The following is a 20,715-nucleotide window of genomic DNA, read 5'->3' on the forward strand; positions in this document are numbered from 1 at the left end:
AGAAGTGGCGCGCCGGTTCCGGCAGCTCCAGGCCGGCCATCAGCACCATGTTGAAAATAAACAACACCAGCCCCGCAGCCATGATGCGCGTTTCCGGGAAACGGTCGGTCAGGTGGCCCGCTACCGGAAAGGTAAAGGCCATGGCCAGGCCCGCCGGCATCAACATCAGCCCCGCGCTGGCCGCGCTCTCGCCCAGCACCTGCTGAAAATACAATGGAGTGATGTAGGTGGAAGCGAACACCCCGGCACCAATTACCATCGACATCAGGAAACTGCCGGTGAAGCCCCGGTAACGAAACACCCGCAGATCCATCAACGGATGCCGCTGACAGGTTTGCCAGTATGTGAAAAAGCCCGTTAGGCCCAATCCGCCAAAAAACGCCAGTAACAGCGCCGGGTCTAACCAGTCTCGGCGGTGGCCGTTAGCCAGCGCCCACAACAAGGCAGTGATACCCAGTGCCAGCGACACCAGACCAATCCCGTCAAGCCTCACCGGTTCCGCTTCTGCTTCCCTTTTTGGCAGGTAACGGGCGGCCATCACCATGCCGACAACACAGGCCGGCAACACCACCAGGAACACGGCACGCCAGGACAACGTATCCACCAGCACCCCGCCAATAGCCGGCGCAATGGCCGGCCCCAGGACAACACCCAGCCCATAGATACCCATGGCCTGACCGCGACGATTGAGAGGGAACACCTGGAAGATGGTAATCATGGCCAGCGGCTGGATCAGCCCGGCCAGCAGGCCCTGCCCCACCCGGGCCGCCACCAGCAAGGGAAAATGTTCACTGGCAGCACCAATAATGGACACCACCACGAACAGGCCCATGGCCAGCAAATAAGCACCACGGGCCCCAAACCGTTGGGTACACCAGGCATTGAGCAGCATGCCCACTGTCATGGCCGCCAGAAAACCGGTGGCCAGCCAGTGCACTTGATCCTGCGCCAGCTGAAACTCGGTCATGATGGTGGGAATGGCCACATTGATAATGGTGGACGCCAGCACCACGGACATGGTGCCCAGCATCACCGTTATCGTTGCAAGCCAGCGGTAGCGCGGGCCATGCAGAGCAAAAAGCGCCTGGACCTGCGCTTCCACTGTTGCCATTACCGGGAGGTATCTTCGCTGACTTGTACCAGCAGCTTGCCCCGGTTGCGCCCTTGCAGCAGCCCCTGGAAGGCCTCCACGGTATTTTCCAGGCCTTCAACCACATCTTCCTGGTACTGGATTTTGCCGGCCTGCATCCAGGTGCTCATATCGCGGACGAAATCCTTCATCAGGTGGGCATAATCAAATTGGATAAAGCCCTTGATCAATACCCGCTTCACCAACAGCTTGGTCAAAAACCCCGGTAACTGATCCGGCCCCTGGGGCGCTTCGGTATCGTTGTAATGAGCAATGCGACCGCACAGGGGAATACGGGCAAAATCGTTCACCAACTTCATCACCGCATCGAATACCTTGCCACCCACGTTTTCGAAGTAAACATCAATGCCGTTCGGGCAGGCGGCTTTCAGTTGAGCCTCGAAGTCGTCGTCCTTGTAGTTCACGCAGGCATCAAAGCCATAGGTGTCCACCACGTGCTGGCACTTGTCCGGAGCACCGGCAACGCCGACCACGCGGCAGCCTTTGATCTTGGCGATCTGGCCAACGATCTGCCCCACCGCGCCGCTGGCCGCAGACACCACCACAGTTTCGCCTTCTTTGGGCTGGCCAATTTCCAGCAGACCCGCATAGGCGGTAAAGCCCGGCATACCCAGCACGCCCAGCGCCGTGCTGATCGGCACCTGTTTCGGGTCCAGCTTGCGCAGCATTTCTTTGCCCTGCACGGAGTATTCCTGCCAGCCGCCAAAGCCCAGTACATAGTCACCGGCTGCATAACCGTCCAGGCGAGATTCCACAATCTGGCCGACGGTACCGCCCTGCATCACATTCCCCAGTTCCACGCTGGCCGCGTAGGACTTGGCCGGGCTCATGCGCCCGCGCATATACGGGTCCAGGGACAGGTAGATGGTCTTGATCAGGACCTGGCCGTCTTTCGGCGAGGGCATGGCGCCTTCTTTCAAAGGCAGATGCTCAGGCTGGGGCATGCCCTTGGGGTACTCGGATAAAATAATCTGGCGATTGATCGTCATGGTGCTCTCCCGGATATTGGCACTGTAGGAGCGGCGCTTGAGCCGCGAATCACCCAGCGTCAAGTTGCGAGAAGCGAGTTTTGAAAGGCAAAACCGTGAACACTGGTCTAGATTTTCGCGACTCGTTTCTCGTGACTCGTTACTGGCTTGGTTTTTCGCAAGCATATTCCCTAGCGCCGCTCCTACAGCAAAAATATTTTTTTGTCGTCAAAAAAGGCGGCCGAAGCCGCCTTGGTGTTTCCGTTACGCTGCATCGTCATCCACATCCAGCAAGCGTTCCAGCTGCTGCATGTGATAACCCAGATCACCCAGCTGGTGATCGATAAGCACAATCCGCTTGGCGTAATGAGCCACGGCGGTTTCTTCCATCATGCCCATACCACCATGCAACTGGATGGCTTCTTCCGCCACCTTGCGGCCGGACTTGCCGATAATGGCCTTGGCAGCCGCCAACCGTTTGGCGCAGACCTGGGCCGGTGCGTCCAGAGAGCAGGCCGCAAAAATGGTCATGGAACGCGCCTTTTCCAGCTCCATGCGCATTTCCACCATGCGATGTTGCAGCGCCTGGAACTTGCCAATAGCCACACCAAACTGCTGGCGTTCCTTGATGTAAGCCAGAGTCTGATCGCAGGCCACTTCCATGGCACCGGTGGCTTCTGCGCACAGGGCAACAATGCCCAGTGCCAGCGACGCTTCCAGCGCATCAATGGCCTTGCCTTCTTCACCCAGCAATTCCGCCGCTGCGTTGTTGAAGGTAATTTCTGCCGCACGCAGCCCGTCGATGGTTTCGTAACCGCGACGGCTGACACCGTCGGCGTTGGCATCCACGATAAACGCGGACAGACCATCACGGTCCGTGCCCTTGCCGCCAGTACGCGCAATCACCACCAGCTGGTCGGCGCTGTCACCGTGGAGCACCACGGCTTTATTGCCCGTCAGGCTGTAGCCATCACCGCTTTTCTCTGCGGTGGCTGTCACGTGGGTGTGGTCATAACGACCTTCCGGCTCGTACGCCGCCAGTGCCAGACGCAACTCACCACCAACAATGGCGCTGATCAGTTTTTCTTTCTGCGCATCGCTGCCCAGTGAATTGATCAGCGTGCCGCTCAGCACCACTGTGGCCAGGTAAGGTTCCAGCACCAGGCCGCGGCCAAAGCCTTCAGCCACCACCATCAGCTCCGGGCCGCCGCCGTTGAAGCCACCGAAGTCTTCGGAAAACGGCACGCCCAACAGGCCAAGCTCGGCAAACTGCTGCCACATTTCGGCGGAATACCCCAATTCACTGGTGCGGGCTTTTTCGCGTACGTCGAAGGGATAGCCATCGCGAACCAGACGGCCCACGGTTTCTTCGAGCATGCGCTGTTCGTCGCTCAGTTTAAAATCCATGCTCAATACTCCTTACAGACCGAGAATCATCTTGGCGATGATGTTCTTCTGAATTTCATTGGAACCGCCGAAAATCGACAGCTTGCGCATATTGAAGTACTTGGTGGACACCGTGTTGGCGAATTCCGGGCCAACCGGTTCACCGTCATAATCCGCCTCGAAACTTTCCGGCAGGAACGGCTGGGCGTAAGGGCCTGCGGCACGGCGGAACAGGTCGGTAATTTCCTGGCGCAGCTCGGTGCCCATGATTTTCAGGAACGAGCTTTCTGCGCCGGGCACACCGCCGGCCTGGGCGGCAGCCACGGTACGCAGGTTGGTCATTTCCAGCGCCATCAGTTCCATTTCCACGTCCGCCAGGCGGTTGCGGAACAGGGGATCCTCAATCAGCGGCTTGCCGTTCTGCTGGACCTTGCGAGCCACTTCCTTGAGGTGCTTGAGGGCCGCCTTGGACTGGCCCACACCAGCAATACCGGTACGCTCGAATGTCAGCAGGTACTTGGCACAGGTCCAGCCCTTGTTTTCTTCGCCGACCAGATTTTCCACCGGCACTTTCACTTCGTCGAAGAACACTTCATTCACTTCGTGCTCGCCGTCCAGGGTGATCAACGGACGAACCGTGATGCCCGGCGTTTTCATGTCGATCAGCAGGAAAGAAATGCCTTCCTGCTTTTTGGCACTGGGGTCGGTACGCACCAGACAGAAAATCCAGTCTGCATGTTGTCCCAGGGTGGTCCAGGTTTTCTGGCCCGTCACAACGTAATGATCCCCTTCGCGTACCGCTTTGGTTTTCAGGCCCGCCAGATCAGAACCAGCGCCCGGCTCTGAGTAGCCCTGACACCACCACACATCGCTGTTGAGAATGGAAGGCAGGTACTTCTGTTTTTGCTCTTCGGTGCCGAACTTGATGATTACCGGCGCCACCATGTTCACACCAAACGGCAACACGCCCGGCGCGCCGTATTCAGCACACTCTTCTTCAAAAATATGTTTCTCGATCGGCGACCAGCCAGTGCCGCCATGTTCTTTCGGCCAGTGCAGGGCCATCCAGCCTTGTTCATTGAGAATTTTCTGCCAGCGTACCGAGTCCTCTTTGCTCAGGTGCTGACCGTTTTTCACTTTGCTGGCGATGTCTTTCGGCAGCTTGGCATCCAGGAAGCTGCGCACTTCATCACGAAACGCCAGTTCTTCCGGGGTAAAATTAATGTCCATGTTCTGAACCTCTTGAAAGGTTGTTGAGCGTTTTCACCGCCGTGGTTATCCAGTTGAAAGTGTAAAGTTCAAAGTTTAAAAGCGCGGTCAAGGTCAACAGCAATTGAGAAACTCGGTGGCCGCGGCCCAGACTTTATTCGCTACGAATTAAAGTCTGGCGGCGCGGCTCAGTTCCTATTCAGTTGGTAACCACACAAATTCGCGTTTTAACTTTCAACTTTGAACTTTCAACTGACTCCCTCTGCAGCCGTTCGTTATTCAGATTACTTGTAAAAACCCTTGCCCTGCTCTGCCAGATCGCCAAGCAGCTTGGCAGGCTTCCAGACATCCGAGCCGGTTTGTTGGTAAATCTCGTTCACTTTTTCGAAGATGGCTTTTACGCCCACCTGATCGGCCCAAAACAGCACGCCACCCCGGTACACCGGGAAGCCGTAGCCGTAGATCCAGATCACATCCACATCCAGCGGACGGGCAGCAATGCCTTCTTCCAGGATCTTTGCCCCTTCATTGACCATCACGTACATGCAGCGCTCCAGAATTTCCTGGTCGCTGATCTCACGCGGCGCGATACCGTTATCGCTGCGGTATTGCTCAATGATGCCGTCCACTGTAGCCGACGGTACAGGGGTACGATCGCCGTCTTTATAGTCAAAGACGCCGGCCTGGGTTTTCTGGCCAAGGCGCCCCGCTTCCACCAGCTCGTCAGTCCAGTTGCGAGCCGGGCCGTTGGCCGGGTCTTCCTTGCGCAGCTCTTCACGGATGCGGTACCCCACATCCATACCCGCCAGGTCGGACATGGCAAACGGCCCCATGGGGAAGCCCAGATCGAACAGCACCTTGTCCACCTGCTGGGGGCTGGCACCTTCGTTGACCAATTGCACCGCTTCCGCCTGACGGCGATGCAACATGCGGTTGCCCACAAAACCGTGACACACCCCCACCAGCACACCGACCTTGCCAATGCGGCGGCTCAGGTCCATCACCGTGGCGATCACCTCATCAGAGGTTTTCTCACCACGGACATTTTCCAGCAGTTTCATTACATTGGCAGGGCTGAAGAAATGCATGCCCATGACATCTTCCGGGCGACCGGTGAAGCTGGCGATACGATCCACGTCCAGCGTGGAGGTATTGGTGGCGAGAATGGCTCCGGGCTTACACACCCGGTCCAGTTCGCTGAACACGGCTTCTTTCACGTCCATGTTCTCGAACACCGCCTCAATCACCAGATCCACATCACCAAGATCATCGTAGCTGAGCGTCGGCTGGATCAACGCCATGCGCTGCTCCACCTGCTCGGCGGTGATACGGCCTTTTTTGGCGGTGTTTTCGTAATTCTTGCGAATTACCGCCACACCACGCTCCAGCGCGTCTTCCTTTACTTCCAGAAGACGCACGGGAATCCCGGCATTGGCAAAGTTCATGGCGATGCCGCCACCCATGGTGCCGGCACCGATCACCGCCACCTGATTGATCTCGCGCTTGGGGGTGTTCTTGTCCAGACCGGGCACCTTGGCCACTTCGCGCTCGGCAAAGAACACATGACGCTGCGCCGCCGACTCCGGGGACACCAGCAACTTGAAAAACAACTCCCGCTCACGCTCCACGCCCTTATCAAACGGCAGCTCCACGGCTGCTTTCACCGCCTTGATGCAGGAAAACGGGGCCTTGAAGCCGCGCTGTTTGCGGGCAATGGATTGCTCGAACTGCTCGAACAAACCGTCCTGTGCATCTGGCACCGCCAGGTCACAGAGTTTTCTCAAGGGAGCGTTATCGGCCAGCAATTGACGGGTATACGCCAGCGCCCCCTCCAACAGATCACCGCTGACCATCTCATCAACCAACCCCAGCGACAGGGCCTCTTTGGCTTTCACCGGGCTCCCCCCTACGATCATTTCCAGGGCTTTTTGCGCACCCACCAAGCGAGGTAAACGCTGAGTGCCGCCAGCGCCGGGGAGCAACCCCAGCTTCACTTCCGGCAGGCCCAGGCGGGCGCTGTCCAGCGCCACGCGATAGTCACAGCCCAGTGCGACCTCCAGACCACCGCCCAGGGCGGTGCCATGAATGGCGGCCACCACCAGCTTGTCGCTGGCTTCATATTCGTCAATGACGGCCGGCAACGCCGGCTGTTGCGGGGGCTTGCCGAATTCACGGATATCGGCACCGGCCGGGAAGGTTTTGCCTTCACCAATCACTACCACTGCGCGAATCTGTTCATCTGCCAGCGCCTCGCGCAGGCACTGCAGCAGGCCTTCACGCACGCCATGGCCGAGCGCGTTAACCGGGGGATAATTGATGCGGATAACGCCAATGTCGCTTTCACGACTGAGGCTGACCGGGTTACTCATTACGACTCTCCTCAGGACGTTCCTTTCCAGTCTGCATCGCCGGTACGGCGTAAAAGGCAGCGCCAGCCTCTCTCACGGGCCGCACTCTGAAAGGATGAAACAGATACCAGTATAAGCAATGGCAATCAGGATTCAATTATTTCGGAACATAATTTCATTATTTAAAAAAGACCGAAAAACGGGGCGCCAGGCGCCCCGTTTTCGTGATCACGGCTTATTCAGCCAGGACTTCAGACATACGCTGCAATACCACCTCACCGTTCTTCACGGTGGCGATATTGGGGTCAGCCATCATGCCGCCCTTGTCATCAATTTCCGTCACGCCGTAGGGATTATTCTGCGGCTCCAGGTTTTTCAGTGCATCGCGAAACGCCGCCCGGATTGCCTTGGCATCGTCCACTGTTCCGGCTTCCTGCATGGCCTGCACCACCGTGTACAGCGCGAAGTAGTTATAGGCCACTTCCGTGGTGGGATCCTTGTCCGCATTCTGTTTGTGGTACTTGGCCACAAACGCCTTGGCACCCGGTTCTTCATAGAGGGTCAGCGGCACCACGCCAACGGAGCCTTCCAGCATTTTGTAACCACCGATGATCTTGGCCATTTCACCCATCTTGGCCTGATCCATGATCACAAAACCGCCTTTGAAGCCCAGTTCACGGGCTTGCTTGGCTACCAATGCGGTGGGTTCAGACGCCCCACCGATGAACATCACGTCCGGCTTCTCCGCCAGCACCTTGCTCACGCCGGTGTAGAAATCCGCAGACTTGTTGTAGTCCATCGGATTATCCGCCACCACGGTGCCGCCCATGGCTTCCCAGGTGGGAACAAATGCCTTGGTCCAGTACTTGGCGTAATCATGGGTGGCGTTGGCCACCGCCACTTTCTTGCCGTTTTCCTGCATGGCAATTTTGCTGAATGGCTTCATGTAGCCGGTAAAGGTAGGCGGAATCCGCACCGTTAGCTCGTTGCCCTTCTCGGTAACCGTGGGAACCGAGGTGTAGGACATAACCACAAAGCCATCACGTTCGTTAAAGGCCTGCAGGGCAAAAGTGCCACCGGAATGCGGGGTGAAGATGACCGGCGCGTTGTACTGCTGAACCAACCGCTTGCCATTAACAGCTGCCTGGCTGGGTGAGTACTTGTCATCCAGCGACACCAGGTTGATTTCGTAGGTCTCGCCACCCACTTTGAAACCACCGGCCTCGTTGATTTCTTCTGCAGCCATCTGCAGGCCTTCCAGCGTGTTTTGCCCATAGAGCGCGGCACCGCCACTCAAGGGACCGGTAAAGCCGATGGTGACTTCCTCTGCGGCCTGCGCGCCCGTGGCCGCCAGAGCGATGGCGCTGGCACACGCCAAGCGGCGAAAGGTCTTGCCCAGTGTCTGTTTTGCGTTACGCATAAAACTCTCCCGTTGTTGTTTTACTCAAACCGTGAGTCTTGTGTTGCCGCCATTTTTTATGGCGTTGTGTTGTAGCCTTGTGTTGTAGCAATAAGATGTAGCGCACACCCTGCGGGCAACACATCACGCGCCGATATAGGCTTTGCGAATGGCTTCGTTACCCAGCATTGCGTCTTTATCACCCTCCATGACCAGGCGACCGTTTTCGATCACATAGGCACGGTGGGCAATCTTGAGTGCGGCGAAGGCATTCTGCTCCGCCAGCAAAACCGTGGTGCCCTGCTCGTTAATTCCCTTGATGGTTTCGAACATCTGCTTAACCACCAACGGAGCGAGACCCAGTGAAGGCTCATCCAGCAACAGCAATTTGGGCCGCCCCATCATCGCGCGCCCAATGGCAACCATTTGCTGCTGACCGCCACTGAGCGACCCGGCGGCCTGATCCTTCTTTTCATCCAGAATCGGAAACAGGGTCAGCACGTCTTCCAATGTCTTTTTAATGGCCGCCTTGTCGCGGCGGTGCACATAGGCGCCCAGCATCAGATTTTTCAGCACCGACATTTCCGGGAACAGCTTGCGCCCTTCCGGGCACTGCACCACACCGCTCTGCACCAGGCCTGACGGTTTCAGCCCGGTAACATCCGTGCCGTCCAGGCTGATAGTGCCGGCAGACGGCTTGATCAAACCGCTGATGGTGTTGAACAACGTGCTTTTGCCTGCGCCGTTAGCGCCTAACAGCACCACCAGTTCGCCCTGCTCCACGGACATGGAGACCTGCTCCAGCGCCTTGAAGCTGCCGTAACGGGCTTCCACGTTATTAAGCTGCAGCATCTTCATCACTCCCCAGATAGGCTTCGATCACCAACGGATTGTTTTTCACTTCATCCGGCGTGCCTTCGGCAATTTTTTCACCGTGGTCGATCACCATGATCTTGTCCGCCAGGCTCATGATCATGTCCATCTTGTGCTCAATCAGGCAGACCGTGACACCGTGATCCACCATCTTGCGAATCAAGGCCGCCAGGTTTTCCGTTTCTTCCGGGTTGATCCCGCCTGCCGGCTCATCCAGCAACACCAGCTCCGGATCCGTTGCCAGTGCCAGCGCAAATGCCACGCGCTTTTTCTCTTCCTGGCTGATATCCGCGGTAATGCGATGACCGATGTGAGACAGGCCGACAAAATCCAGCACTTCCTGGGCCCGGGCACGACACTTTTTCTCTTCGTCGCGCAGGCGTTTGGAATTGATGATCACATCCCAAAGGCGTGACTGGGTGCGCAGACGATGGCCCACAATCAGGTTGTCCAGCACCGTGGACTGATCGAACAGCATGGTGGTCTGGAAAGTGCGCGCAATGCCCAGCCGGGCAATGCGATCACAGGCCATGCCGGTAATGTCCATGCCCTGGTATTCGATACGCCCTTCGGTGGGCGCCATGGCACCGGCCACCAGATTGAAGAAGGTGCTCTTGCCGGCCCCGTTGGGGCCGATGATGGCGTTGATCTTGTTGGCTTCGAATTCGATGCTGACGTTATTGACCGCCGCCAGCCCGCCGAAACGTTTGGTGAGGTTATGAATCTTAAGCATGGTTACCGGCCTCCTGCGTGGATGCTGCCGAGGACTTGCTGGACGACGTATTGCTGGCCGCCTTCTCTTTTGCCTGGCTGGCATCGTGCGCCGCCGCAAGGCGACGACCGCGCCAGGACAGGAAGGAACCCACGACCCCTTTCGGGAAGAAGATCACCAGCACCACCAGCATCGGCCCGAACACGATCATCCGGTACTCTTCCAGGAACTGCAGTGACTGGGTCAGCCAGGTAATTACCAGGGTACCCAGCAGCGGGCCCATCAGGGTGCCAATGCCGCCGACCAACAGGTAGGTAATCATGTCGAAGGTGTGTGTCACCTCGGCTTCCGCCGGGCCGATGAAACGCACCATGCCGGCATACAGCGCACCCGCCACACTGGCGTAGGTGGTAGACAGCACAAACGCCAACACCTTGTTGCGCATCAGGTTGATCCCCAGCGACGCCGCCAGGTCATCACTGATACGAATGGCAAGGAAGGTCCGCCCCAACAGGGAATGCGCGATCCGTGATGCCAGCCAGATGGACAGCACCATGAATGCCAACGCCAGGTAGTAGAACGGAGTGGTCTCGGTGAAGTCCACCAGCCCGAAGCCGCTCGGCGCAGGAATATTGATAATCCCCAGGGCACCGTGGGTCAGCTCTTCCCACTTATCCAGCAACAGATAAATAATGAAGCCCACGCACAGGGTGAAGATGGCGAAGTAGTGTTCTTTCAGGCGCAGGGAAATCACCCCCACCAGAAAACCGAGGATAGCGCCCACGGCCCCTGCCGCGATAAACGCCGGCCAGAAGGCCCAGCCATGATCCACAGTAAGAATCGCCAGAGCGTACGCCCCCATGGCAAAGAAACCGCCGTGGGCAAGATTCAACTGACCACACAGGCCAGTGATGATGTTCATGCCGTACACAGCAATGGCCCAGACAAACGCCAGTGCCATCACATAGATCTGGTACTCGTTGCCCGCCACAAAGGGGAATAGCAACGCCGCCACGATCATTGCGATCTTCATGGCCGGGGTCATAAAAAAATTGGAAATCTTGGTCAGGGCACTCATTAGTGAACCCCCTTGCTGAACAGGCCAGTCGGCTTGATGGAGAGAATCACCACGAGCAGGGCAAACGCGATGATGTCCTTGTAATCGGTGGAGATATAAAAGCCGCCGAACGCTTCGGCAAAGCCGATGATCAGGCCACCCACAATGGCGCCGGGAATGGAGCCCATGCCACCAAGGATGATGATCACAAAGGCTTTCATGATCAGCAGATGCCCCATGGCCGGGTAGACCAGGTTGATCGGCGCGAACAGGGTGGCGCCCACCGCCGCCAGTGCCCCGGAAATAGCGAATGTCATCATCGCCACCCGGTTGGCATCAATGCCGACCAGAAAGGCGCCTTCACGGTTCTGGGCCATGGCCACGATGGTGGAACCTGTCATGGTTTTCTTCAGGAACAGATGCAGCACGGCCATTAACGAAAACGCACCCGCGATGATCAATACCCGCTGAGCCGGAATGGTCATCCCGGCAATATCGAGAATGTCGGTATAGGGCGTGGGCATGCGACGGAACTCGGCGCCCCACTGCATTTGCACCAGCGCTTCGAGAAACAACATGATGCCGATGGCGGCAATCTTGTCGTGAATCGGGGGCGCATGGCGCAGCGGATTGAACACCAACCGTTCACACAGTACCGCCAGCAGCGCCACTGCCACGGCAGCCAGCAACATGGCCACCCAGTAGTTCACACCGAAGTCGACCATGGTGATATACGAGACATAGGCGCCGACCATATACAGCGCCCCGTGAGCAAAATTCGGTACGTGCAGAATGCCGTACACCAGCGTCAGCCCCAGGGCCACCAGCCCGTAGATGCTGCCCAGCGTCAGGCCATTGAGCACTTGTTGAAAGAACAGTTCCAAGGCAAAGCCTCCTGTTTTGGGAGAAACCCGCTAGCGGCCATTTGCCGCCCTTCCCTGATCACCGATCACGGGAAGCGATTTCTCGTTTTTGCGTTGTTATTCAGCTCCGCGGAGTAGCGCATCCGCTTATCTTTTATGTTGGAGCTGACTCGGCCCACCCACCATTAGGCAGGCCGCAAGGGAGCCCCTGAATCCAGACGCTCCCGGGTGCAGTCATCTACGATGCCTGCTGTTCCTCATGGCCGGCCCACTCCTGCTCCTGCAGGGCTCGCCACATCACCTTGCCGGTGGGCGAACGGGGCAGTTCATCGCGGAACTCCACCACATGCGGCACCTTGTAGGCCGCCATTTCCTCTTTGCACCAATCAATGATGGCCTGCTCGGTGAGCGTGCCTTTCATGTCATCGCGCAGCACCACACAGGCTTTCACCGTTTCACCACGGCGTTCGTGCGGGGCGGAAATCACGCAGCTTTCCTGGATCGCCGGGTGGCGGTACATCAGGCTTTCCACTTCCGCCGGCCACACCTTGAAGCCAGACGCATTGATCATGCGTTTGACCCGGTCGACGATGAAGAAGTAGCCCTCTTCGTCGATGTAGCCCAAATCACCGGTGCGGAAGAAGCGCTTGCCATCCAGCTCCAGAAAAACCTTTTGTGTCTCCTGGGGGCGTTTCCAGTAACCCTGAAATACCTGCGGGCCATGGGTAATGATTTCCCCCACTTCGCCCTGCGCCAGCTCTTTGCCGGTTTCCACATCAATAATGCGCGAATCGATATCAAACACCGGAATACCCAGACACTGGGACTTGGGACGGTCGGTGGGATTAATGTGGGTGCCGGCAATGGTTTCGGACAGGCCGTAACCTTCCATGTAACGCAGGCCGGTCAGCTTGAAGAGTTTGTCGGACACCGCTGCCGGCATGGCCGCCCCGCCGCCACCGATATTTTCCAGCGACGACAGATCGTAGTTTTCCACCTCGGGATCGGACAACAGATCGATGGCCATGGTGACAATGTTCACCCAGCGGCTCACCTTGTAGCGCTCGATCAGTTTGGCCGCCACCCGGCGGTCCCAACGGGTCATCAACACAATCAGCGAACCGCCATAGATGGGCGAATTCATGGAGCCCTGCATGCCGGTCACATGAAAATACGGCAGCGTGGCCAGGGTGACAGACTCGGTGGTGCCATGGCTCCAGACGGCCCCCTGCACACAGGTGGCCATCACCGACGCATGGGTATGCATACAACCTTTAGGCGCACCGGTGGTGCCCGAGCTGTACGGAAACACGGCAAGATCATCCGGCCCCACCAGCAATTCACTGGGCTGTTTGGCGGCCGCGATAACGTCCTTCCAGGCCAGGTGTGCCGGATCGGCCAACGCAGCAGCAGGCGCCTCCACTTCCGGTGGCAGGGGCAAGTCCGTGTCACGGACGATGTAATCGCTGTAAGCCGCCACAATCAGGTGGCGCAGATTCACCTTGCCCACCACCGGCGCAATCGCCGCCAGCAACTCCTGACCGCAAATCGCCACAGACGCTTCGGTATCTTCCAGGTAGTGCTCCAACTCCGCCGCCCGGTTCATTGGGTTCACCGGCACCACAATGGCGTTGGCACGAAGGATTGCGTAGTAGCTGATAATGAACTGGGGGGCGTTCTGCATGAACAGCAGCACCCGGTCGCCCTTTTCCACCCCCAGTGATTGCAGGTAGCCCGCCAGGGCATCCACCTGCTGCTTCAACTGGGCAAACGTGAGGGGGCTGTCGTAATAGTTGATCGCGTCCCGTTGCGGGTAACGCAATGCAGACACCTCCAGATTGGTATAGAGGCTGGTCTGCGGCAGGCTCAGATGCTTGGGCATATTCTCTGGCCAGACCGCATGATGCCGATCAGACATGTTTTACTCTCCCGAACTGCAGCCCTCGCAGAGCTGCTTTTATTGTTGATACCCGGAAACCGCCGGATAAAACCGATAAGACCGGGCTAGCGCAGCCTGCTCATCGGTGAATACAAAGTGTTGACTCGCCGGTCAATCTGACACGCCCCAAAGGGGGCGTCAATACTATTTTGGAACTACGTTTTGTTTTTTGAAAACAAATATCACAGGGAGGGAAAATCAGGAAAGGCAAGCCGGGGACCAAGAACATACCACTGAGTATGCCGCATGCACACACCGGCCATCAGAAATTCGGACAGGTATTTTATTGCAGGAAACGGGCGCCAGCCCGCTAGGCTTGGGCCGTCAGCAAAGAGGGAGAGTGCTGCAGGCTATACAAAAAGGTATCCACATAATCCGGTGCAGACTCCGCCAGCTCAAACACCGACGGGTCCAGCAACCAATGCATGATCAGTCCGGTCAGCAGGCTGTGCAGTAATGTCACCGCGCGACCAACGTCTAACCCGGCAGGCAGCTGCCCCTTGTTAATGGCATTCCTGAAGGTGGTTTCCAGCCCTCCGGAGGCCGCTTTACAGGCATCCTGCTGCCGCTGCATCAAATCCAGGTTCTCTCCACTGAATTCGCACTTCTGGAACATGATCTCGAAAACTCGCCGCTGGGAGGGGTCCCGTGCGACTTGCTGTAACAAATAGACCATAAACTCGCGCAGGCGACCCAACGGATCCGCCTCATCGCCCGCCTCCGCCCGCTGGGCCAGGGCCTCAAAGGGCAAGCGCCGACGATCCGCCATGGCAATGAACACATCGTGTTTATTTTTGAAATGCCAGTAAATCGCCCCTCGTGTCACGCCTGCCTCACTGGCAATATCGTGTAATGAAGCAGACAACACGCCCTTGCGATGGAACACTTGTTCGGCCGCATCCAGAATCCGGGTGCGGGTTTCCATCGCTTCTGCCTTAGTGCGCCGAACCATAGGAGGCTCCCAAATGGAATTGAGATTTTTTCGTGCAAGTTGGCCAAAAAGCCTATACATACATTGCTGAATGTATATACTGAACCTGATTCATTTTTCATGCAAGCGCCACCGGTCCGTCTGCAGTCGGCCCGCCGGTGGCGTGCTATAGCGTGTTTCAAAGCACTGAGGTGATTATGCGCAGCGGTTTCATTCTCCCCCTGATGGCAGGCGTGCTCGCCCTGCAGCTAAGCGGCTGCGGCGATGCCGGCCAGCCTGGTCAACAACAACAGCAAGCCCCCGAAGTGGGTTTTGTCACGGTAAAGGCCAAGACCATTACCCTGAACCGGGAACTGCCCGGGCGGACCACTGCACACCAGATTGCCGAAGTGCGGCCCCAGGTCAGCGGTGTGATTGAAAAGCGCCTGTTTGACGAAGGTCAGCAAGTGGAAGCCGGCCAACCGCTGTATAAAATCGACTCGCGCACCTATCAGGCTGCGGTGGCCACCGCCAGAGCGGAACTGTCCCGCGCCCAGGCCACGCTGAAGTCCAACGACCTGCGCGCCAAGCGCTTCAAGAAATTGCTGGATTACAAAGCGGTAAGCCAGCAGGAGTACGACGAAGCCCAGGCCCAGCTGGATGAGAACAAGGCCGCTGTGGCAGCAGCCCGCGCCAACCTGCAAAGTGCCCAGATCAACCTGGACTACGCCACCATCGAAGCGCCCATCAGTGGCCGCATTGGTCGCTCCAGTGTCACCGCCGGTGCCCTGGTCACGGCCAACCAGGCCAACACGCTGGCCACCATTCGTCAGCTGGATCCGATCTACGTGGACCTGACCCAGTCCAGCAATGAGCTGCGTCAGCTTCGTCAGGCCATGCAGGCCGGTGAACTGCAGCAAGTGAGCGACGATGAAGCTCGCATCACCCTGATTCTGGAAGACGGCTCCCACTACAAGGAACCCGGCGTGCTGCAATTTTCCGAATTTGCGGTAGATGAAAGCACCGGCTCTGTGACCCTGCGCGCCCTGTTCCCGAACCCGGAAAGCGAGCTGCTCCCCGGCATGTTTGTCCGTGGCCGCCTGCCCGAGGGCCAGCGCGAGCACGCCATTCTGGTGCCCCAGAAAGGCATCACCCGCGACCCCACAGGCCAGGCCTATGCCATGCTGATCGACAGCAATGATCAGGCCAAGAAGGTGAAGGTCAGCACCGAGCGGGCAGTGAAAAGCCAGTGGCTGATCGCCGACGGCCTGAAAGACGGCGACCGCCTGATTGTAGATGGCCTGCAGCGGATTCAGCCCGGCGCCCCGGTCACCCCGGTAGACACCGAGAAAGCCGAGGCCAAGGCCGCACCAGCCCAGCAAGAACAGCCCCAGTCCCCCGCCGGTGAAGCCGGCGAGGCACAAAGCGCAGCGCAATAACGCGCAACGACGAGGAACGGGATTCCCATGGCCAGATTTTTTATTGACCGTCCAATTTTCGCCTGGGTGATCGCCATCATCATGATGATGGCCGGTGCCCTGGCCATTTACAGCCTGCCCATTGAGCAGTACCCCACCGTTGCGCCGCCGCAGGTCTCCATTGCCGGTAACTACCCCGGCGCCTCGGCGAAAACCGTGGAAGACTCGGTCACCCAGGTGATCGAGCAGCAAATGAACGGGATCGACAACCTGCTGTACATGAGCTCCAGCAGTGACTCCTTCGGTAATGCCTCGGTGAACCTGACCTTCGCCCCCGGCACCGACCCGGACATCGCCCAGGTACAGGTGCAGAACAAACTGCAGCTGGCGACCCCGCTGCTGCCCCAGGAAGTGCAGCAACAGGGGATGCAGGTCACCAAGTCATCCGACTCCTTCCTGATGGTTGCCGCCTTCACCTCCGAGGACGGCAGCCTGTCACGAGCAGACCTGGCCGACTATATTGCCTCCAACGTCCAGGACCCGGTCAGCCGCGTGCCTGGCGTGGGCCAGATCCAGCTGTTCGGTTCCCCCTACGCCATGCGCATCTGGCTGGATCCGAACAAACTGAACAAGTTTGATCTCACCCCCCAGGACATCACCCAAACCATCCAGGTCCAGAACAATCAGGTGGCCAGTGGCCAACTGGGCGGCGCACCAGCCGTGGAAGGCCAGCAACTGAACGCCACCATCATTGCCCAGACCCGTCTGGAAGACGTGGACCAGTTCAAGAACATCCTGCTGAAAGTGAACCCGGATGGCTCTCAAGTCTTCCTGAAAGACGTGGCCCGGGTGGAACTGGCGGCCCAGAACTACGATGTGCAGGGCCGCTATAACGGCCAGCCCGCCGCCGGCCTGGCCATCAACCTGGCCACCGGCGCCAATGCCCTGGACACCGCCGAGGCACTGCGTGCGCGTCTGGCAGAGCTGGAACCCTACTTCCCCGACAAGATGGAAATGGTGTTCCCCTACGACACCACCCCCTTCGTCAGCATCTCCATCGAGGAGGTGGTGCACACCTTGTTTGAGGCCATCATCCTGGTCTTCCTGGTGATGTACCTGTTCCTGCAGAACTTCCGCGCCACCCTGATTCCCACCCTGGCGGTGCCGGTGGTATTGCTGGGCACCTTTGCCGTGCTGGCCGCCTTCGGCTTCTCCATCAACACCCTGACCATGTTCGGCATGGTGCTGGCCATCGGCCTGCTGGTAGATGACGCCATTGTGGTGGTGGAAAACGTGGAACGGGTGATGCACGAGGAAGGCCTTCCCCCCAAGGAGGCCACCCGCAAATCCATGGGCCAGATCACCGGCGCCCTGGTGGGTATTGCCCTGGTGCTCTCCGCCGTCTTCGTGCCCATGGCATTCTTCCCCGGCTCAACCGGTGCCATTTACCGCCAGTTCTCCATCACCATTGTTTCTGCCATGGTGCTGTCCGTACTGGTGGCCATGATCCTGACGCCGGCCCTGTGTGCCACCATGCTCAAGGCCAAGGACAGCGAGCACCAGACCGACCACGGCTTCTTTGGCTGGTTTAACCGCACCTTCGACAAGAGCAGCCGTCGCTACCAGGGCAGCGTGGAAAAAATCCTCGGGCGCCGTGGTCGTTACCTGTTTATCTATGTGGTCATCGTCGGCGTACTGGGTTTCAGTTTCATGCGGTTGCCGTCCAGCTTCCTGCCGGAAGAAGACCAGGGCATTTTGTTCACCCTGGTGACCCTGCCTGCCGGTTCCACCCAGGAACAGACCGTAGACGTGCTGAAAAAGATGGAGGACTACTATCTCAACGAAGAGTCCTCTGCTGTGGATGGCCTGTTCACCGTGGCCGGCTTCAGTTTCACCGGCCAGGGCCAGAACGCCGGCATGGCGTTCGTAAACCTGAAAGACTGGTCGGAGCGGGACCTGTCCGTGGACGGCGCCAACAATGTGGTTGGACGTGCCATGGGTTACTTCTCGACTATCCGGGAAGCCATGATGTTCGCCCTGAACCCGCCCTCAATTCCTGAGCTGGGCAATGCCAGCGGCTTTGATTTCCAGCTGCTGGACCAGTCTGGCCAGGGCCATGAGGCATTGATTCAGGCGCGTAACCAGATGCTCGGCATGGCCGCCCAGGATCCGCGACTGGCCGGTGTGCGTCCCAATGGTCTGGAAGACAGCCCGCAGTACCAGATCGACATCGACCAGCAAAAAGCCAAGGCGCTGGGCCTGTCCATCAGTGATATCAACAGCACCCTGCAGATTGCCTGGGGCTCCAGCTACGTGAACAACTTCGTGGACCGGGGCCGGGTGAAACGGGTGTATGTGCAGGCCGATGCGCCCTACCGGATGCTGCCCGAAAACGTCAATGACTGGTTTGTTCGCAATAACCAGGGCGAAATGGTGCCCTTCTCGACCTTCGCCACCGGCCACTGGACCTATGGCTCGCCCAAGCTGGAACGTTACAACGGGGTATCCTCAGTCAACATCCAGGGCAACGCGGCTCCCGGCTACAGTACCGGTGACGCCATGGACGCCATGGAAGAGCTGTCCGCCAAACTCCCTGCCGGGTTCGGCTTCGAATGGACCGGCATGTCATACCAGGAACGCCAGTCCGGTGACCAGGCTCCGGCCTTGTACATCATCTCCCTGCTGGTGGTATTCCTGTGCCTGGCGGCCCTGTACGAAAGCTGGTCGATCCCGTTCGCAGTCATGCTGGTAGTGCCGCTGGGTATCCTCGGTGCGGTACTGGCTGCCACCTTCCGTGACCTGAACAACGACGTCTTCTTCCAGGTGGGGCTGCTGACCACCATCGGCCTCTCGGCGAAGAACGCGATTCTGATTGCGGAATTTGCCCTGGAGCTGGAACAGAAAGGCGAGCATCTGCTCAAGGCCACACTGGAAGCGGTGCGCATGCGGCTTCGCCCGATCCTGATGACGTCGCTGGCCTTCATGCTCGGGGTGACCCCGCTGATGCTCAGCACCGGTGCCGGCGCCGGCGCCCGTAACGCCATCGGCACCGGGGTATTCGGCGGCATGCTCACCGCCACCGTCCTCGCTATCTTCTTTATCCCGTTGTTCTACGTGGCAGTGCGCAAACTGTCCGGCGTCCCCCTCGACGGCAAGAAGAAAGCCAAAGAGTAAGTCCAAGCGGAGTAACCCTGATGACCCGTAACCCACTGACGCTCGCCCTTCTGGGCGGGCTGATGCTGGGTGGCTGCACCCTGGCCCCCAGCTACCAACAACCGGCCTCTCCTGTTCCCGCCCAACTGGGCGAAACCGCCATTGACGGTGCCAGCGAGCTGACCCTGCCCGGCTGGTCCAGCCTGTATCAGAGTGCCGAGCTGCAACAGCTCATCCAGAGCGCGCTGGACAACAACCGGGACCTGCGCCTGGCGGTTCTGGATGTAGCCGCCCTGCGTGCCCAGTACCAGATCCAGCGCGCCGATCTGTACCCGAACCTGTCCGTGGATGGCAGCGGCAGCCGCCAGCGCCTGCCCGGCGACCTGTCCGGCACCGGCCGCTCCACGCTGTCTGACCAATACGGTGTTCAGGTCGGCGTTACCGCCTGGGAGCTGGATCTTTTCGGCCGGGTACGCAGCCTGAAGGATGCGTCCCTGGAGAATTATCTGGCCAGCGAAGAGGCCCAGCGCAGCACCCGGCTGGCACTGGTGGCCCAGGTGGCGCAAAGCTACCTGACCCTGGTCAGCGACCGCCAGAATCTGGCCATCAGCCATGAAACCGTGGCCGCACAAGAGGATTCACTGGCACTGATACAACGGCGCTTCGAAAGCGGGCTGGGCACAGAGCTGGACGTGCGTCAGGCGCAAATTGCCCTGCAAGGGGCCCGTGCCAACCAGGCCAGCTTCGAACGCCAGGTCAGCCAGGATTACAACGCCCTGGCCGTCCTGGTCGGAGGCCCATTACCGGACCTGGAGTCGGTGGATCTGGACAGCGACACCCTTGCCCTGGTGGCACCGGTGCCTGAGGGTCTGTCATCCACGCTGCTGACCCAACGACCGGACGTGCAACAGGCCGAACACCAACTGCGCGCCGCCAATGCCAGCATCGGTGCCGCCCGTGCCGCCTTCTTCCCCAGCATTCAGCTTACCGGCGCCTATGGCAGCATGAGCAGCGAATTGTCCGGCCTGTTCGACAGCGGCTCCAAAGCCTGGTCGTTCAGCCCCAGTATTTCCCTGCCGATTTTCTCTGGCGGCCGTAACAAGGCCAATCTGGAGCTGGCCGAAGTGCGCCAGGACCAGGCAGTGGCCACCTACGAGAAAGCCATTCAGACCGCGTTCCAGGAAGTGGCCAACGCCCTGCAGGCCCGCGACACCCTGGCCCGCCAGCAAAAGGCCCAACAGGCACTGGTCACCGCCACCGAGCAATCGCTGACGTTGTCGCAGCAGCGCTACGAACAAGGCGCGGATGATTACCTGGCCGTACTGGACGC

Annotated in this window: 15 protein-coding genes; 3 read left to right on the plus strand and 12 right to left on the minus strand. The window is 58.8% G+C overall.

Annotated features, from left to right (window positions below; translation table 11 throughout):
* From COA55_RS16315 to COA55_RS16370, 12 genes are all read right to left on the minus strand, one after another.
* The coding region (locus tag COA55_RS16315) for a DHA2 family efflux MFS transporter permease subunit (protein ID WP_290502995.1) at positions 1–1,111 on the minus strand (1,111 nt) is incomplete at its 3' end.
* Positions 1,111–2,139, minus strand: a complete 1,029-nt coding sequence (locus COA55_RS16320; RefSeq protein ID WP_290502996.1) for an NADP-dependent oxidoreductase — start codon at positions 2,137–2,139, stop codon at positions 1,111–1,113. The genes COA55_RS16315 and COA55_RS16320, both read right to left, overlap by 1 nt.
* 243 nt (positions 2,140–2,382) lie before the next feature.
* Positions 2,383–3,525 (minus strand): acyl-CoA dehydrogenase, encoded by a 1,143-nt coding sequence (locus tag COA55_RS16325; protein WP_290502997.1) that lies wholly within the window; start codon positions 3,523–3,525, stop codon positions 2,383–2,385.
* A gap of 12 nt (positions 3,526–3,537) precedes the next feature.
* Positions 3,538–4,734, minus strand: a complete 1,197-nt coding sequence (locus tag COA55_RS16330) for an acyl-CoA dehydrogenase family protein (RefSeq protein ID WP_290502998.1) — start codon at positions 4,732–4,734, stop codon at positions 3,538–3,540.
* A gap of 263 nt (positions 4,735–4,997) precedes the next feature.
* Complete coding sequence (locus COA55_RS16335; protein ID WP_290502999.1) at positions 4,998–7,082, minus strand: 3-hydroxyacyl-CoA dehydrogenase NAD-binding domain-containing protein; 2,085 nt, start codon at positions 7,080–7,082, stop codon at positions 4,998–5,000.
* A gap of 214 nt (positions 7,083–7,296) precedes the next feature.
* Entirely contained in the window at positions 7,297–8,481 is a 1,185-nt protein-coding gene (locus COA55_RS16340) for an ABC transporter substrate-binding protein (RefSeq protein WP_290503000.1), read from the minus strand.
* Between the two features lie 123 nt (positions 8,482–8,604).
* Positions 8,605–9,312 carry an ABC transporter ATP-binding protein gene (locus COA55_RS16345; RefSeq protein ID WP_290503001.1) on the minus strand — a complete coding sequence of 236 codons (708 nt, stop codon included), beginning with the start codon at positions 9,310–9,312 and terminating at the stop codon, positions 8,605–8,607.
* A complete protein-coding gene (locus COA55_RS16350) occupies positions 9,299–10,066 on the minus strand; it encodes an ABC transporter ATP-binding protein (RefSeq protein WP_007149647.1) in 768 nt (255 codons plus the stop codon). The genes COA55_RS16345 and COA55_RS16350 overlap by 14 nt, the downstream gene beginning before the upstream one ends.
* Positions 10,059–11,123, minus strand: a complete 1,065-nt coding sequence (locus COA55_RS16355) for a branched-chain amino acid ABC transporter permease (RefSeq protein WP_063519778.1) — start codon at positions 11,121–11,123, stop codon at positions 10,059–10,061. Before COA55_RS16355 ends, COA55_RS16350 begins: the two co-directional genes overlap by 8 nt.
* A complete protein-coding gene (locus COA55_RS16360) occupies positions 11,123–11,986 on the minus strand; it encodes a branched-chain amino acid ABC transporter permease (protein WP_290503002.1) in 864 nt (287 codons plus the stop codon). Before COA55_RS16360 ends, COA55_RS16355 begins: the two co-directional genes overlap by 1 nt.
* Before the next feature lie 217 nt (positions 11,987–12,203).
* Positions 12,204–13,883 (minus strand): long-chain fatty acid--CoA ligase, encoded by a 1,680-nt coding sequence (locus tag COA55_RS16365; protein WP_290503003.1) that lies wholly within the window; start codon positions 13,881–13,883, stop codon positions 12,204–12,206.
* Between the two features lie 331 nt (positions 13,884–14,214).
* Positions 14,215–14,856, minus strand: a complete 642-nt coding sequence (locus COA55_RS16370; protein WP_290503004.1) for a TetR family transcriptional regulator — start codon at positions 14,854–14,856, stop codon at positions 14,215–14,217.
* Positions 14,857–15,032: 176 nt separating this feature from the next.
* Here COA55_RS16370 and COA55_RS16375 point away from each other — a divergent pair, with 176 nt between their 5' ends.
* The 3 genes from COA55_RS16375 to COA55_RS16385 form a co-directional block, all read left to right on the plus strand.
* A complete protein-coding gene (locus COA55_RS16375; RefSeq protein ID WP_290503005.1) occupies positions 15,033–16,253 on the plus strand; it encodes an efflux RND transporter periplasmic adaptor subunit in 1,221 nt (406 codons plus the stop codon).
* Between the two features lie 27 nt (positions 16,254–16,280).
* Positions 16,281–19,406 carry an efflux RND transporter permease subunit gene (locus COA55_RS16380; protein ID WP_290503006.1) on the plus strand — a complete coding sequence of 1,042 codons (3,126 nt, stop codon included), beginning with the start codon at positions 16,281–16,283 and terminating at the stop codon, positions 19,404–19,406.
* A gap of 20 nt (positions 19,407–19,426) precedes the next feature.
* Positions 19,427–20,715 (plus strand): efflux transporter outer membrane subunit (locus tag COA55_RS16385; RefSeq protein WP_290503007.1); only part of this gene is annotated, 1,289 nt, incomplete at its 3' end.

The sequence above is a fragment of the Alcanivorax sp. genome, assembly GCF_002733835.1.
Classification (GTDB): domain Bacteria; phylum Pseudomonadota; class Gammaproteobacteria; order Pseudomonadales; family Alcanivoracaceae; genus Alcanivorax.